The 14844-nt window shown below is 41.4% G+C and carries 13 protein-coding genes and 1 tRNA gene; 5 read left to right on the plus strand and 9 right to left on the minus strand.

The window, feature by feature from the left end:
• Positions 1–1655: HYR domain-containing protein (locus DWA30_RS08485; protein ID WP_136073178.1), on the minus strand; the 1655-nt coding region annotated here is incomplete at its 3' end.
• A gap of 211 nt (positions 1656–1866) precedes the next feature.
• Here DWA30_RS08485 and DWA30_RS08490 point away from each other — a divergent pair.
• Entirely contained in the window at positions 1867–5166 is a 3300-nt protein-coding gene (locus tag DWA30_RS08490; protein ID WP_114492115.1) for a VCBS repeat-containing protein, read from the plus strand.
• 10 nt (positions 5167–5176) lie between these two features.
• Here DWA30_RS08490 and DWA30_RS08495 read toward each other — a convergent pair whose 3' ends face one another.
• The 4 genes from DWA30_RS08495 to DWA30_RS08510 form a co-directional block, all read right to left on the minus strand.
• Positions 5177–5836, minus strand: coding sequence for a uracil-DNA glycosylase family protein (locus DWA30_RS08495; protein WP_114492116.1), 660 nt, complete (start codon positions 5834–5836; stop codon positions 5177–5179).
• On the minus strand, positions 5836–6597 hold the full coding sequence (yaaA, locus tag DWA30_RS08500) for a peroxide stress protein YaaA (protein ID WP_114492117.1): 762 nt from the start codon (positions 6595–6597) through the stop codon (positions 5836–5838). Before yaaA ends, DWA30_RS08495 begins: the two co-directional genes overlap by 1 nt.
• An 82-nt stretch (positions 6598–6679) precedes the next feature.
• Complete coding sequence (locus tag DWA30_RS08505; protein WP_114492118.1) at positions 6680–7723, minus strand: RluA family pseudouridine synthase; 1044 nt, start codon at positions 7721–7723, stop codon at positions 6680–6682.
• A complete protein-coding gene (locus tag DWA30_RS08510; RefSeq protein ID WP_114492119.1) occupies positions 7710–8333 on the minus strand; it encodes a PASTA domain-containing protein in 624 nt (207 codons plus the stop codon). The genes DWA30_RS08505 and DWA30_RS08510 overlap by 14 nt, the downstream gene beginning before the upstream one ends.
• A 97-nt stretch (positions 8334–8430) precedes the next feature.
• On the opposite strand from DWA30_RS08510, the gene DWA30_RS08515 reads away from it, so the two are divergent.
• The gene (locus DWA30_RS08515; protein WP_114492120.1) at positions 8431–9414 is read left to right on the plus strand and encodes a D-alanine--D-alanine ligase; all 984 of its coding nucleotides are present in this window, start codon (positions 8431–8433) and stop codon (positions 9412–9414) included.
• 13 nt (positions 9415–9427) lie between these two features.
• Positions 9428–9880 carry a pantetheine-phosphate adenylyltransferase gene (coaD, locus tag DWA30_RS08520; protein WP_114492121.1) on the plus strand — a complete coding sequence of 151 codons (453 nt, stop codon included), beginning with the start codon at positions 9428–9430 and terminating at the stop codon, positions 9878–9880.
• A 78-nt stretch (positions 9881–9958) separates the two neighbouring features.
• Here coaD and rpsT read toward each other — a convergent pair whose 3' ends face one another.
• The 3 genes from rpsT to proS form a co-directional block, all read right to left on the minus strand.
• Complete coding sequence (gene rpsT / locus DWA30_RS08525; RefSeq protein ID WP_114492122.1) at positions 9959–10210, minus strand: 30S ribosomal protein S20; 252 nt, start codon at positions 10208–10210, stop codon at positions 9959–9961.
• A 26-nt stretch (positions 10211–10236) separates the two neighbouring features.
• Positions 10237–10308: transfer RNA gene (locus tag DWA30_RS08530), tRNA-Glu, on the minus strand.
• Between the two features lie 78 nt (positions 10309–10386).
• On the minus strand, positions 10387–11862 hold the full coding sequence (gene proS / locus DWA30_RS08535) for a proline--tRNA ligase (RefSeq protein ID WP_114492123.1): 1476 nt from the start codon (positions 11860–11862) through the stop codon (positions 10387–10389).
• Between the two features lie 101 nt (positions 11863–11963).
• Here proS and DWA30_RS08540 point away from each other — a divergent pair, with 101 nt between their 5' ends.
• Together DWA30_RS08540 and DWA30_RS08545 are read left to right on the plus strand one after the other, a co-directional pair.
• On the plus strand, positions 11964–12968 hold the full coding sequence (locus tag DWA30_RS08540) for a hypothetical protein (protein WP_114492124.1): 1005 nt from the start codon (positions 11964–11966) through the stop codon (positions 12966–12968).
• 33 nt (positions 12969–13001) lie between these two features.
• Positions 13002–14522, plus strand: coding sequence for an OmpP1/FadL family transporter (locus DWA30_RS08545; RefSeq protein WP_114492125.1), 1521 nt, complete (start codon positions 13002–13004; stop codon positions 14520–14522).
• A 74-nt stretch (positions 14523–14596) separates the two neighbouring features.
• Here the strand turns inward: DWA30_RS08545 and DWA30_RS08550 are convergent.
• Positions 14597–14844, minus strand: a 248-nt coding sequence (locus DWA30_RS08550) for a T9SS type B sorting domain-containing protein (RefSeq protein ID WP_136073132.1), incomplete at its 5' end; no start/stop codon positions are given.

Here is a 14844-nt window from a genome sequence, read left to right on the forward strand (position 1 = left end):
GGATCACAATCTAAAGCGTTAGCCGACTCATCATCAAACAAGGTGGTGATATCGTTGGCCGAACATCCATCAATGTCATCAAATACCGTAACGATCGTTCCGGCAGGAGATTCTAAAGTGATGGTAATATCGCCTGTCCACGTATGGGTAATGTCCATATCTACATTCAGGTCGGTGATATTATAATCTTCAGAAACAGTAAGTGTTTCAGAGAAAGTAGCATTGTCTGTAATAGGTGTACCAGGAGCAGCTGATGCAATTAATGGTGGCACCGTTTGTTCTCCTTGACATACAATTACCGGAGCTTCATCATCGGTTACGGTGATGTCTTGGGTACAGTCTACTGAGTTTCCAGATGGATCGGTAAACGTCCAAGTTACCGTAGTGGTTCCTACCGGGTAGAATGCAGAAGCATCATCAGTTCCGGTATAGTCGTTCACCAATGTAGCCCCCATTCCCAGCGTAGCTGTTAATTGGAATTCATTAAGTGCACAAAATAAATCGACATCCGGATCTCCTTGTAATGTAAAAGTAAGATCGGTTCCGAAGGTAGTTATCCATCCATTCCAAGTAGTTTCATTAACTGCAAATGAAGAACTGAATTGACCACAGTCTCCTGTTTGTCCACCGGGAACAGATAGTACGACACTTCCGTCAGGTCCTTCCAACGCAAACGTTTCTGTAGAGAAACCAAAGTCACCGGTCCATGTAACATCAACTGACACATCACCGCCTACTGAGTTTGATAAGCCCATTACCGTAGATGGTGTGTCAACTAAGTCACCTCCTGAAAAATTCATTGCCGTAACAGGGCCCGCTACAACAGGCGCTGAAGCTGTAGGACAATTGTCCATAGGCGTTGGCGGCACTACAACTACATCGGCACCACACATACCAGGATCATTGGTTTGTGTCTGGTCTGCAGCACATGCAATAGTTGGATCTTCATTGTCGATAATTGTTACGGTAAAACTACACATGGAAGTATTACCGTCACTATCGGTTGCTTCAAAGGTCACGGTAGTATCCCCAATTGGGAATACCGTACCACTAGCTCCACCTGCTGTTTGCGTAACAGCCAAAGGACCATCTTCCGGATCAACAGCTACGGCATCGGCAAAATTTACCACTGCACCACAAACACCGGGGTCATTGTTAGCCACTATATCCATAGGACAAGCAATTATAGGAGGTGCTCCTATAACTATCCCCGAAGCTGTAAGGTCAAAATTTCCTTCGCTAGAACCAAATCCGTGTACTTTCACATAATAAGTGGACGAACCATCGGTCGTAAAGTTTACAGTACTTTGTAAACCACTTGTTGGACAGGAAGGATCATCATCATCTCCGGTCACACAGTTAAGCCCCCCGCAGTTACCTGAGTAGACTCTAAGTTTTGTGTCATAATTGGTATTCGATGAACAGGTGGTCAAATCCACAGTAAAACCGGAACCGGACGCATCTGTAAAAGTGTACCAGACGTCTCCTCCGCTACCATCTGAGGTACCACAGAAAGGAGTTGGATTGTTCGATGCTCCAACGGTAGATCCAGAAAATGTTCCATTCGTCAAGGTAGTCGCTGTTGCGCACGTATCGCCTTGACCAAAAGAAATGAATCCAACCAGAAGCATTACTAATAAAGTAATTCTTTTCATAAATTGATTGTTTAAATTAATTTGACTTGTTAATATGCAGTTAATTTACTTAATATTTTGTTAATTACAAAGCATAACCGTTGTAATATTCAACATTCTATGAGAATTGAATCTTTATAAAGTTGTAGAAATTAAGCACCATTGGTCTCGTATTGTTAATTCACTCCTTTTCATATATTTGTCACATTCACTAATACCAGAATCTTTAAATATGAAATCGTTTCATTTTCAACTTTTACTCCTAATGGTTCTTTCCATCCTTTGTGGGTGTTCAGATAATGCTTCCGAAGCAAAAAAAAACGGAGCCCTTACCAATAATGCTACCACCCTTTTCTCTAAAATTACTTCGGAAACTTCCGGAATTACATTTCAAAATGAAATTAAGGAGGACATGGAGATGAATTTCCTTACCTATCCATACATGTATGTAGGTGGAGGTGTAGCCGTAGGCGATCTCGACAAGGACGGCTTGCAAGATCTTTATTTAGTATCGAATCAAGGCCCCAACAAATTATACAAGAATAAAGGGGATTTCGTTTTCGAGGATATTACAGATAGTGCCGGTGTTAGCGATTATAACGGCTTTACCACTGGGGTAACTTTCTTAGATATAAATAACGACAGTTGGTTGGACATCTATATATCCAAAGCGGGTTCGTTAAAAGATGATGCCGGTCGACGTAATAAGTTATTCATCAATAATAAAAACGGAACCTTTAGCGAAGCGGCCGCAGCATGGGGATTGGACGATCCGGGCTATACCACTCAAGTGTACCAATTAGATTACGACAAAGATGGCGACCTCGATCTCTATGTGCTGAACTATCGATACGATTTCAGAAACAATACCAAGATAAACAGTGAAATTCAACGGGCTATAGAAGAGACAACCAGCGATCAATTGTATCGTAACGATGGTACTACCTACACCAAAGTTACCGGCGAGGCCGGACTGTACAACAAGGCGTGGGGTCTAGGAGTCGTGATAGGTGATTTCAATAACGACGGATGGGACGATATCCATGTATCGAATGATTATCTGGAGCCGGATGCCATGTATATTAATCAGCAGGACGGCACATTTAAAAATGAGATCAACTCGCGAATCAATCATATCTCTTTTAACAGTATGGGGGCAGATTATGCCGATCTAGACAACAATATGCACGAGGACCTTATTACTGTAGATATGTTGGCCGAAAATTACGCGCGTAGTAAAGAAAACATGGCCTCAATGAGCACCGAGAATTTTATGAGCATGGTAGAAGTAGGATACCACCATGCGTATATGGCCAACATGTTACACTTTAATACCGGAAACGGGAAGTTTAAAGAAACCGGTCAATTAAGTGGGATCGTAAAAACCGATTGGAGTTGGGCGCCCCTAATTGCCGATTTTGATAACGACGGTCTTAAAGACATCTTTGTATCTAATGGGGTATACAAGGATTATCACAATCAAGATTTTAGAACTGCTTTACGCGCAAAGAACGCCCAAGGCATTGCAATGACCTTAGAGGATGTTTTAGCAATGATGCCCGCCGAAAAGCTCGATAACTATATCTTTAAGAACAACGGCGACCTTACTTTTTCGAAAAAAATCAAAGAATGGGGACTCGAAGATCCGAATTTCTCGAACGGAGCCGCCTATGCCGATTTCGACAACGATGGTGATCTCGACCTTGTTGTAAACAATGTTAACGACGAAGCCGGACTTTATCGCAACAACAGCAACCAGAACTTTCTTCGATTGCAGCTTAAAGGTCCCGCCAACAATGCACTGGGAATAGGCGCCGAGGCTTACATAAAACAAGGAGACCGCAAACAATACCAAAAGCTATATCTCGCAAGAGGCTTTCAGTCTTCTGTCCCAGAAACGATCCATTTCGGATTAGGAGACGACGCGACCATAGAAGAAGCGATTGTAAGATGGCCTGACGGCAAAGTTTCTAAAATTACCAATCCCAAAGCGAATAAAGTCATTACCGTAGACTACGATAGTGCCGTGAACGATGCCGTTGCCTTAAAGACGTTTACCTCGGTGAAAGCTTCTGTAGATACAGAACAATTAGGTCTAACTTATGAGCATAATGAAAATGATTTTAACGATTACGATGTGCAATTGCTCTTACCACAAAAGCAATCGACCAAGGGTACCGGAATCGCCAAAGGGGATGTAAATGGTGACGGACTAGACGATTTCTTCGTCGGAAATGCCGCCGGTGCGACTGCAGCCTTATTTGTCCAACAAAGCGATGGAACTTTTACAAACAGCAATACATCACTGTGGAAAAATGAAGCTAAGTATGAAGATGCGAACGCATTGTTCTTCGATGCAGATGGCGATGGTGATGAGGACCTTTACGTAGTGAGCGCAGGTTATGATCTTTCAGAAAACAGTCCGCTCTTACAGGACCGATTATACCTCAACAGTGGTGATGGCACCTTTAGCGCAAGCACATCGCTTCCTGTTATGCTAAGTTCCGGAAAAGCGGTGACCGCCGGTGATTATGACAACGACGGTGACCTCGATCTATTCGTGGGCGGAAACGTGGTGCCCGGCAAATATCCCTTGGCTCCACAGTCGTATCTATTAAAAAACGAGAACGGTAAATTTATCGATATAACAACGAAAAATGCAGCTTTAGGCCGTGCCGGAATGATCTCAGATGCGTTGTTCTCCGACTACGACGGCGATGGTGATCTAGACATAGTAGCGGTAGGCGAATGGATGGCCCCTACTTTTTTCAACAATGTAGAGGGATCTTTCGATGTAGATACTGCCATTACAGGATTAGAGAACACAGAAGGATGGTGGTTCGGACTCTCGGGAGCCGATTTCGACAACGACGGAGATATCGATTATGTGTTGGGGAATTTAGGCGCAAATAATAAATTCCAGCCCAAAAAAGACAAGCCGATCTATATCTATGCCAAAGACTTCGACAATAATGGAAGTTTCGATGTAGCGTTAAGTAAGATCAACAATGGTAAATTGGTACCTGTTCGTGGTAAAGAATGTAGCAGTCAACAAAATCCGTTCTTATTAGAGAAGATCGAAAGCTATAAAGAGTTTGCCAGTTTAGAAATGAAGGATATCTATGGCGAAGATAAGTTGAAAGATGCGTTTCAGCTTACTGCCCATATGTTCGAAAGTGCCTATGTAGAGAATCTAGGTAATGGATCGTTTAAGGTAACCGCACTACCCAACCAAGCCCAACTTGGCCCTACCCTTGCTATCTCGACCGATGATGTAAACAATGACGGTTTTAAAGATATTATGGGTATTGGCGCCATTTACGATGCCGAAGTGGAGACCATTCGATACGACAGTAATTTTGGCTATGTATTGTTAGGCGATGGTGAAGGTAACTTCTCCTATGCCAGCGCGTACGAACCCTTTATAGCTTCAGATGCTAAAGATATGATTGCAATTAACCGACAAGGAAACACCCACTATGTTGTGGTAAGTAATAATGCGCCTTTAGAAGTATTTACCTTCCAACCGTAGAAGACCAGACTCAAAAATAAGGCTCGTATTGTCGGACTCTAAAATCGATGGTGTTGAGGGCGCTATCATGGGCTTTCATAGCTTTATACGCCTTTAAACTACCCACCGCACGGTTCGCAGCACCACTTGGCGCAATAAGTGAGACCGTTGTTATTTTTCTGTTTTGCTTCGGAAGCTTAAAATAATGTCTTCGTGGCAATTCATTAGAAATAAGTTGTAGTGAAATTCCATATTTCTTAAGATGTCTTCGGAAAAAATACTCAGGTCCATTTTTACTGTTACCACCTGTAAACAACAAGGTTTCAATGGTGGGATTGTTTTGCAATATGGCAACCAGATCTCGTAACACAACTTCCTGCATGCCTAAGTCGGAAGCATCCACTTTTTCGCGTACTGCAGATGCAACAATGTCGCAGACCCCAATACCACGGTCTATCAAAAAATCTTTTCGTTCTTTTATCGCTTCCGAAGTATTCTCATAGCGTAATCCTAAATCGAACAACCGATCCATAATCGACCAAAGCTGCCCGTCACGGCTTCCGTAGCAAAAATCAACATCACCCGGTTTTAACTCAGCCGTAGTAAACCGAGGTGGTGGCAATGTTCCAACAATAAGTTTGGTAGCCTTCTTCGGAATAAATGGCGGATATGGATGTGTATGTAAGAACACTACCGTATAAATACGGGTTCGAGTTCATTCTCTGTATATTTCTCACTATACGAATAGCCGTCATAATCGAATCCTTTGAGCCCGCGTAAGGTTTTTGTGTCGTTATCGATCACATAACGCGCCATACTTCCTCTGGCCTTTTTCGCAAAGAACGAGATGATCTTTAGCTCGCCATTCTTAAAATCCTTAAAAACCGGAGCGATCACCGGCACTTTAAGTTTCTTGGGATTGATCACTTTAAAATACTCCTGACTAGCAAGATTTAAAAAGGTTTCGTCTTCGTCCAGTTCTTCGTTCAAGGCTTCGGTAACCGAATCGCCCCAAAACTCATATAAATTCTTTTTACGCTGAATCTTTAGATCGGTTCCCATTTCGAGTCGGTAGGGCTGTATAAGATCCAGTGGTCGCAATACGCCATACATTCCCGACAAAATGCGTACAGTGTCCTGAAGTAGGTCGATCTTTTTTTCTGAAATGCTATAGGCATCCAACCCTTGGTATACATCGCCTGCAAACGCGTAGATCGCAGGACGCGCATTGCTCTTGTTAAAAGGTGTCGTAAATTCTTTGTATCGTTGATAATTTAAATCGGCTAGAGAAGCACTAATATTCATAAGGTCGCGTAGCGCCTTTTTAGATTTGCGTTCCAATTTTGCGTTTAGGGTTTCAGCTTCCTCTAAAAATTTAGGTTGCGTTCCTCTACGAGTAGGCAACTCTGTTTCGTAGTCTAACGATTTAGCCGGAGACAGAACAATCTTCATATCAATTTGTTTTTAGTAAAAATAAGGAATGTGCAACTCTTTCCGAAGAAACCATTTTCAAAATTTTTATGGTAGTATCAGCTTATTCGATAACATGCTTCGAATAATTGCGCCATTTCGCCAAACAGGATTCCATATCTTCCGGAATAGGCGCTTCAAAACGTAGCATCTCACCGGTTTGTGGATGTTCAAAACCTAAAGTTCGAGCGTGCAGTGCCTGCCTTGGAAGTACCTTAAAACAATTCTCTACAAATTGTTTGTACTTGCTAAAATGAGTGCCTTTTAAGATTCGTTCGCCACCATAACGCTCATCGTTGAACAAGGTATGCCCAATGTGCTTTAAGTGGACCCTAATTTGGTGGGTACGCCCGGTTTCGAGATTACAAGAAACCAAAGTGACATAGCCCAAGCGCTCCAAGACCTTAAAGTGAGTTATAGCCGGTTTGCCTCGATCGGCATCGTCTCCTTCGTACACTGTATTTTGTAGTCGGTTTTTTGGATGCCTTCCAATATTGCCTTCTATGGTCCCACTATCTTCTTCTACATTACCCCAAACCAAGGCAACGTATTCTCGTTCGGTCGATTTGTTGAAAAACTGACGCGACAAATGTGTCATGGCCGCTTCTGTCTTCGCCACGACTAAAAGTCCACTCGTATCCTTATCGATTCGGTGTACCAAGCCGGGACGATTACTGCTATTATTAGGCAAGTTATCAAAATGAAAGGTTAGCGCATTGATAAGTGTACCGCTGTAATTACCGTGCCCGGGATGCACCACCATACCTGCCGGTTTATTTACCACAAGCACTTCTTCATCTTCATACACGATATTGATGGGAATGTCTTCAGGGACCAATAGCTGCTCGTAAGGAGGATGCTCAAAGAGCACCGTTACTACATCGTTACCTTTTACTTTGTAACTAGACTTAACAGCCACGTCGTTTACAAAAATGTTCCCATCCTTCGCAGCTTTTTGAATTTTATTTCGTGTTGCATTCTCTACCTTGTTCATAAGGTATTTATCAACACGCAAAGGCTGTTGCCCTTTATCTGCTACAAACCTGTAATGTTCATAAAGATCGTCATTGCCGTCATTCTCAGCTTCCGAAGCGTTAAAGTCCGTCATTGTCGTCATTTGTAGTTTCTGAAGTATCTTGTGGGTCGTCATCGGCGGTATCTTGTACTCTATTTCGTGATCCATCTCCAACGATAAGATCGATGACCGCGGTTTTTTGAAGCTCTGTTCCCGCTTCCAATTTTTCACCTTTATAACGCATCTCCAGCACTTGGTCGCTAATATGAGGGCGCTTGCTTATTTTACCGATCTTGAATCCGGTGGCTAACAAAGTAGGCTCTGCCTGACGTAATGTTTTTCCGAGTACATCGGGCACATTAATTTTCCTATATCCTGAAGGGTTCAAGGTTAAGTAAATCTTACGATCTTCTTTGACCATTTTACCGGCCTTGGGAATCTGTTCGATCACTGAGAATTTTGGAAATTCAGGATTGTAGTTTGCCGAGTCCATCACCTCATATCGCAGGTCTTGTTCGTTCAATACTTCTTCTACCTTGTCTAAAGAGAGGGTTGCTAAATTTGGAACTTCGATTCGTTCTCCGTGATTGGTAGTGCCCTTTAACCACCATAGTACTAAAAATGAAAGGACTATTAATACTACAACAGCATATAATAATTGTTTTAAAAACGCTTTGGTAGTTAAGAATTTAAAGAATGTCATACGTTAAGGCTTACCCTGCAAAAATATAAAACCTAAAGTTCGTATCTTTCTACAGATTAGTGATATTTTTGTTAAACGTTGTAATTAGAACTTTGTTATGGGTAAAAAGAATATTGCCGTAGCCATGGGAGGCTATTCAAGTGAATACGAGATATCGCTAAAAAGCGGTACGGTCGTATGTGAAGCACTGGCAAAACTTGATGCGTCGGTATATCCTATCCACATTTTAACTGACGGTTGGTATTACGTAGCCCAAGATGGCAGCAAACATGTTGTTAACAAAGGGGACTTTAGCTTTAGCAACGGAAGTGAAACCGTACGACCCGATGTGGTTTTTAACACAGTACACGGCACTCCTGGCGAAGACGGCTTGCTTCAGTCGTATTTTGAACTATTGGGTATCCCCCATACCACTTCCGGCTTCTATCAAGCTGCACTAAGTTTTAATAAACGCGATTGCCTTTCCGTAGTAAAAAACTTTGGGGTAAAATGCGCGAATTCGTACTACTTAAACAAAGGAACCGAGATCGATCGTGATGAAATCGTAAAAAAAGTAGGACTACCTTGTTTTGTGAAACCCAATAGAGCAGGATCGAGTTTTGGAATTAGCAAGGTTTCTGATATGGAACAATTGCTTCCGGCTATTAAAAAGGCCTATGAGGAAGATGATGAGATCATAATTGAAACTGCCTTAAAAGGCACCGAAGTATCAGTAGGAGTATATACCCATAATAACGAAGCTGTGGTGCTAATGCCCACTGAAATTGTTTCTGAAAATGATTTCTTCGACTACGAAGCCAAATACTTAGGGAAATCTGACGAAATCACACCGGCCCGTATTTCCGAAGAGGACATGCAAAAAGTGCAAGAAGAGGCCAAACGCATTCACACATTGCTAAAAATGACCGGAGTTTCTCGTAGCGAATTCATTATTCAAAAAGGACAACCCTATTTCTTAGAAATTAATGCTACACCGGGATTGTCTAAAGAAAGTATCATTCCGAAGCAAGTGAGACACGCCGGGATGACCCTAACCGAATTCTTCAGCTTACTTTTGGATGAGGCGCTTTCTAGAAAATAAGTATCTTTAACCTATGAGACGCGCAGTATTTCCCGGAAGTTTTGACCCTATTACCTTAGGGCATGTCGATATTATTAAAAGAGCCTTACCGCTGTTTGATGAGATCATTATAGCTATTGGCGTGAATGCCGAAAAAAAGTACATGTTCAATTTAGCCGATCGCAAACGATTTATTTCTGAAGCATTTTCAGGGAATTCGAAAGTAAGTGTACAAGACTACACTGGACTCACAGCCGATTTTTGTAAGGAAAAAGAAGCAGAGTTTATTGTAAGAGGCGTTCGTAACACAAATGATTTTACGTATGAACAGACCATCGCTCAAGCCAATGCCAAGGTAAATGGTGTAGATAGTGTGTTCTTGGTAAGCAGCCCGGAGTTTTCGCACATTTCATCATCTATCGTACGAGATATCGCTCGAAATGGCGGCAATTATTCTAGTATTGTTCCCACATCGGTGACAAAGTAGAACGAATAAAAAGTGATTAAAACGAAAAAACTCCTTCAGTTTTGCTGAAGGAGTTTTTTAATAGGATAATTGAACTGACTACAATGCAGCTACGTGCTTTGCCAATTGTGATTTAAGGTTAGCCGCCTTGTTATCGTGTATGATATTCTTCTTAGCTAACTTATCGATCATGGAAACCACCTCAGGAAACATCTTTTGAGCTTCTTTCTTGTCGGTAATCTCTTTCAACTTTTTCAAAGCATTACGCGTCGTTTTATGTTGGTAACGATTGCGTAAACGCTTTGTTTCGCTGTTTCTGATTCTCTTTAATGCTGACTTGTGATTCGCCATGTTCTAATTATTAGTTCAATTTTTTGTAGTCCGTAGGGGAATCGAACCCCTGTTACCAGGATGAAAACCTGGCGTCCTAACCCCTAGACGAACGGACCATTTATTTTCAAATGCGGATGCAAAAATACAACTATTTTTTAATGTTGCAAATCCTAAATAATTTTTTTTGAAAAAAATCAATAAGCCTTTGCAAAAAGTACTCTTCTTGCTGAAGGTTTCCCTGTAACCATACACTTTCCTGCCTCAGTATCATCGTTCAAAGGTATACAGCGAATTGTCGCTTTGGTTTCATTCTTAATACGTTCTTCAGTTTCAATTGTTCCATCCCAATGGGCTGAAACAAATCCGGCTTTTTCTTCTAATACCTTTTTAAAGTCCTCGTACGAATCAACCTCTGTTGTCTTCTCAGTTCTAAAATCCAATGCTTTTTGATACAAATTCACTTGAATTTCTTCCATCAATAATTTAACTTTCTCAACTACCGCACTCGTTTCAATAAACTCTTTTTCTAAGGTATCTCTACGAGCCAGCTCTACCGTTCCTTTTTCAACATCTTTTGGCCCAATTGCAATGCGCACCGGCACGCCTTTTAACTCATACTCGTTGAATTTCCAGCCTGGTTTGTGAGTATCTCTATTGTCGAACTTTACACGAATGCCGTGAGCACGCAACTCGCTCATTAAGTCGTTAGCCACTTTGCTTACTGCTTCGAATTGTTCGTCATTTCGATAAATTGGAACAATAACCACTTGATCGGGTGCCAGTTTAGGAGGCAGCACCAATCCGTTATCATCGCTATGGGTCATGATCAATGCACCCATTAAACGGGTCGATACACCCCAAGATGTGGCCCAAACGTATTCTTGCCCACCTTCTTTGGTGGCATATTTAACATCAAATGCCTTTGCAAAGTTTTGTCCTAAAAAGTGAGAAGTGCCAGCTTGTAAAGCTTTTCCATCTTGCATCAAGGCTTCAATACAATAGGTTTCCAATGCGCCTGCAAAACGTTCACTTTCTGTTTTCAATCCTTTTATAACAGGAACAGCCATATACTCTTCTACGAATTCCGCATAGACATGCATCATTTGTTCGGCTTCTGCTATTGCCTCATCTTTAGTTGCATGAGCCGTATGACCCTCCTGCCACAAAAATTCAGCAGTTCGCAAGAAGAGGCGTGTACGCATTTCCCAACGAACCACATTGGCCCATTGGTTTACCAAAATAGGAAGATCGCGATACGACTGTATCCATTTTCGGTAAGTATCCCAAATAATGGTTTCTGAAGTTGGTCGAACAATAAGCTCCTCTTCTAATTTAGCATCGGGATCTACGACTATACCACTCCCATCTTCGGCGTTTTTAAGTCGGTAATGGGTCACAACAGCACATTCTTTCGCAAAACCATCTACATGGCTCGCTTCTTTACTAAAATAGGATTTTGGGATAAATAATGGAAAATAAGCGTTTTGATGTCCCGTTTCTTTGAACATTTTATCGAGTTGCGCTTGCATTTTTTCCCAAATAGCAAATCCGTACGGTTTTATCACCATACAACCACGAACACCCGAGTTTTCGGCAAGATCTGCCTTGATTACCAGGTCGTTATACCATTTCGAGTAATCCTCATTTCTAGTAGTTAAATTCTTAGCCATAGCAGGTAGTTTGGCACAAATGTTGTGACATTGTTAAATGATTAGTGGTTCTCGGCAAAACTACTTATTTTTAAGAAGTCCAACAATAAAAACACAGCGTTATGCAATTCAAATACATAAATTTCCACAAATCTATTCCGCTTCTATTATTAGGAGCTTTCGCGATGGTTCTATCCTCCTGCGGAACTTATAATAATAGTGCTTATGACGATACCGATGGAATATATATTTCCGAAGAGGAAACCGTTGGCGAACAAAGTTATTACAAGCAATATTTTCAAACCAAGATCAACGAACTGGAAAGCCTTCCAGAAGAAGACTTGATATTTACTGATATTGAATCCTATATTACTATCGAGTCCATGGACGAAGAAGGAAACATTATCATAGAAGAAGACTATTACGACGAAGGTTATGGTGTTTGGGGCTCAAACACCGATGAGGTCACAATAAACTATTATAACAATTACGGCGGGTTAGGTCTATATGGGCCTGGTTTTGGATTTAATCATGGGTTTTACCCTTATGGATGGTATCATAACTATTATTGGGGATATAGACCTTTTTGGAATATTGGTTTTGGATGGGGACACCCCTTCTATTATGGTGGCTTTCTCCACCCATATTATGGATACTACGGTTACGGTAGTGGATTTTACGGATATGGTTATGGCTACGGATACGGCTACGGAAACAACATAGCGTACAACCGTGGAAGAAGAAATTTAGATTACAACTATCGAGGACGCTCTAACTACAATGGAAGAAGCAATGTCTCTGATCGAAATAACCGCAGCTATTCAAGATCTGAGTACAATCGACGCGTCAATGCGAGAAATGCCAGAAGCGCCCGTTACAATAGAAATAACAGCTCAATGCGATCTTCTAACTCAAGCGGCCGTGTACGCTCTATAAACAGAAGTGGTCGCACTAATCGAAGCTCGAATGTACGCGGTAGTTCTTCTACTCGATCTCGCACCATGTCTCGACCTAGTTCAAGATCTCGAAGTTCCTCTGGTTCTGTTCGAAGTTCAGGAAGCAGCTCTCGCTCAAGTGGATCAAGAGGCGGTGGCTCGTCTCGAAGAGGTGGCGGAGGTCGCGGATAAGAATAAATAACCACACAACTTATTTTCTAAATTATGAATCGAATAATTATATTAGTCGTAGCAGTCTTCGCTATGGCATTTTGTAACGCTCAAAACAGTACCGATGGACTTCGTTACGGAGTAGATAGAACGTATGGAACTGCAAGGTTTCAAGGAATGAGTGGAGCTTTTGGGGCGCTTGGTGGTGATTTATCGGCAATAGGCATCAACCCGGCCGGAAGCGCCGTGTTCTTACAAAACAACGCCACAGTTTCATTTTCTGTATTCGATAGAGAGAACGACGCCACGTACTTTAACACCGAAACGCGTAGTATAGACACCGATGTTAGTTTGAATCAAGCCGGACTGGTATTCGTATTCGATACAACCAATGAAGAATCTCCTTGGAAGAAATTTACACTAGGGCTAAATTTCGATAGTTCTCAAAATTACAATGATGAACTTTTTGTCATAGGAACAGGAAACTCATCTATTAGCGAGTTCTTTTTAGCACAAGCGCAAGGTTTTCCATTAAACCTCTTAGAATTACGTCCTGGTGAATCGATTGCCGACTTATACACTTTTTTAGGGGAAACCGAAGGAGTGGCCGCTCAAAATGCTTTTCTAGGCTACCAAGGATTTATATTCGATCCTGTAGACCCCAACAATCAAAATAACACACAATACACTTCTAATGTTGCTCCTGGCAGCTTCAATCAAGAGTACGCGTATTTTACAGAAGGTTATAACGGAAAATACACATTAAATTTAGCGACACAGTACACCAATGATTTTTTCTTCGGAATAAATCTCAATTCACACGTAATCGATTATCGAAGAAGCACGTTTCTTTTCGAAACCAATTCGAATACGGGAAGTAGTGTAAATCAAATTGGATTTGAAAACAATCTTTCGGTATTAGGCACAGGGTTTTCAGCCCAAGTAGGTGCTATTGCAAAACTTAATGATAAGTTTCGCTTGGGACTTACCTACGATACCCCTACTTGGTACGTTATTTCTGAAGAAACTTCACAAGCATTGGAAACTCGTAGAGTAGAAAATGGACAAAATATTTTTGAAACTGTAAATCCAAGAGTCATAAATGTTTTTGAAGACTACGAGTTAAGAACACCGGGTAAAGTAATGGCTAGTGCGGCTTATGTCTTCGGAAAATCAGGTCTAATAAGTTTCGATTATTCGTATAAGGATTATAGCAACACCAAGTTTAGCCCATCAAATGACCCTGTATTTATAGGTGTAAATAGTGAAATTGATAATAGGTTAAAAGCCACATCCACATATCGATTGGGTGGAGAATACAGAATTAACAATATGAGTTTACGTGGCGGATATCATTTTGAAGAGAGTCCTTATAAAGATGAAACCACTGTGGGAGACCTTAATGGTTTTTCTCTTGGCGCAGGTTATAACTTCGGAAACTACACCTTTGATGTTGCCTATGCACGTAGCGAACAAAGCAGAGAACAACAATTGTATAATGTCGGATTAACCGATAGCGCTTCTATTGAAACGACTTACAGCACCGTCGTTTTTACATTAGGTTTTCGACTTTAATAGATTGGAATTAGCCATAAAAAAAGCTCCCTAAATTTGGGAGCTTTTTTAGTTCTAACAACTTCTAGCTAACACTATCTTTTTAAGGTAAAGTGCCCTCTAAATTCCTTTCTGGTATCGTCTTCTGTATACTCTACCAAAAACCAGTAATCACTCGAAGGCAACGGATTACCGTTATAGGTTCCATCCCATCCCTGGGAAGTCGGGCTGATCTGCTTGAGCAGCTTCCCATAGCGGTCAAATATATAAATTTTTGCCGTAGGGTCACCATCTCCTATTCCAATGATATTCCAAGTGTCGTGATACCCATCTTGATTAGGAG

It is taken from the genome of Candidatus Ulvibacter alkanivorans (assembly GCF_003333325.1).
GTDB lineage: Bacteria > Bacteroidota > Bacteroidia > Flavobacteriales > Flavobacteriaceae > Ulvibacter_A > Ulvibacter_A alkanivorans.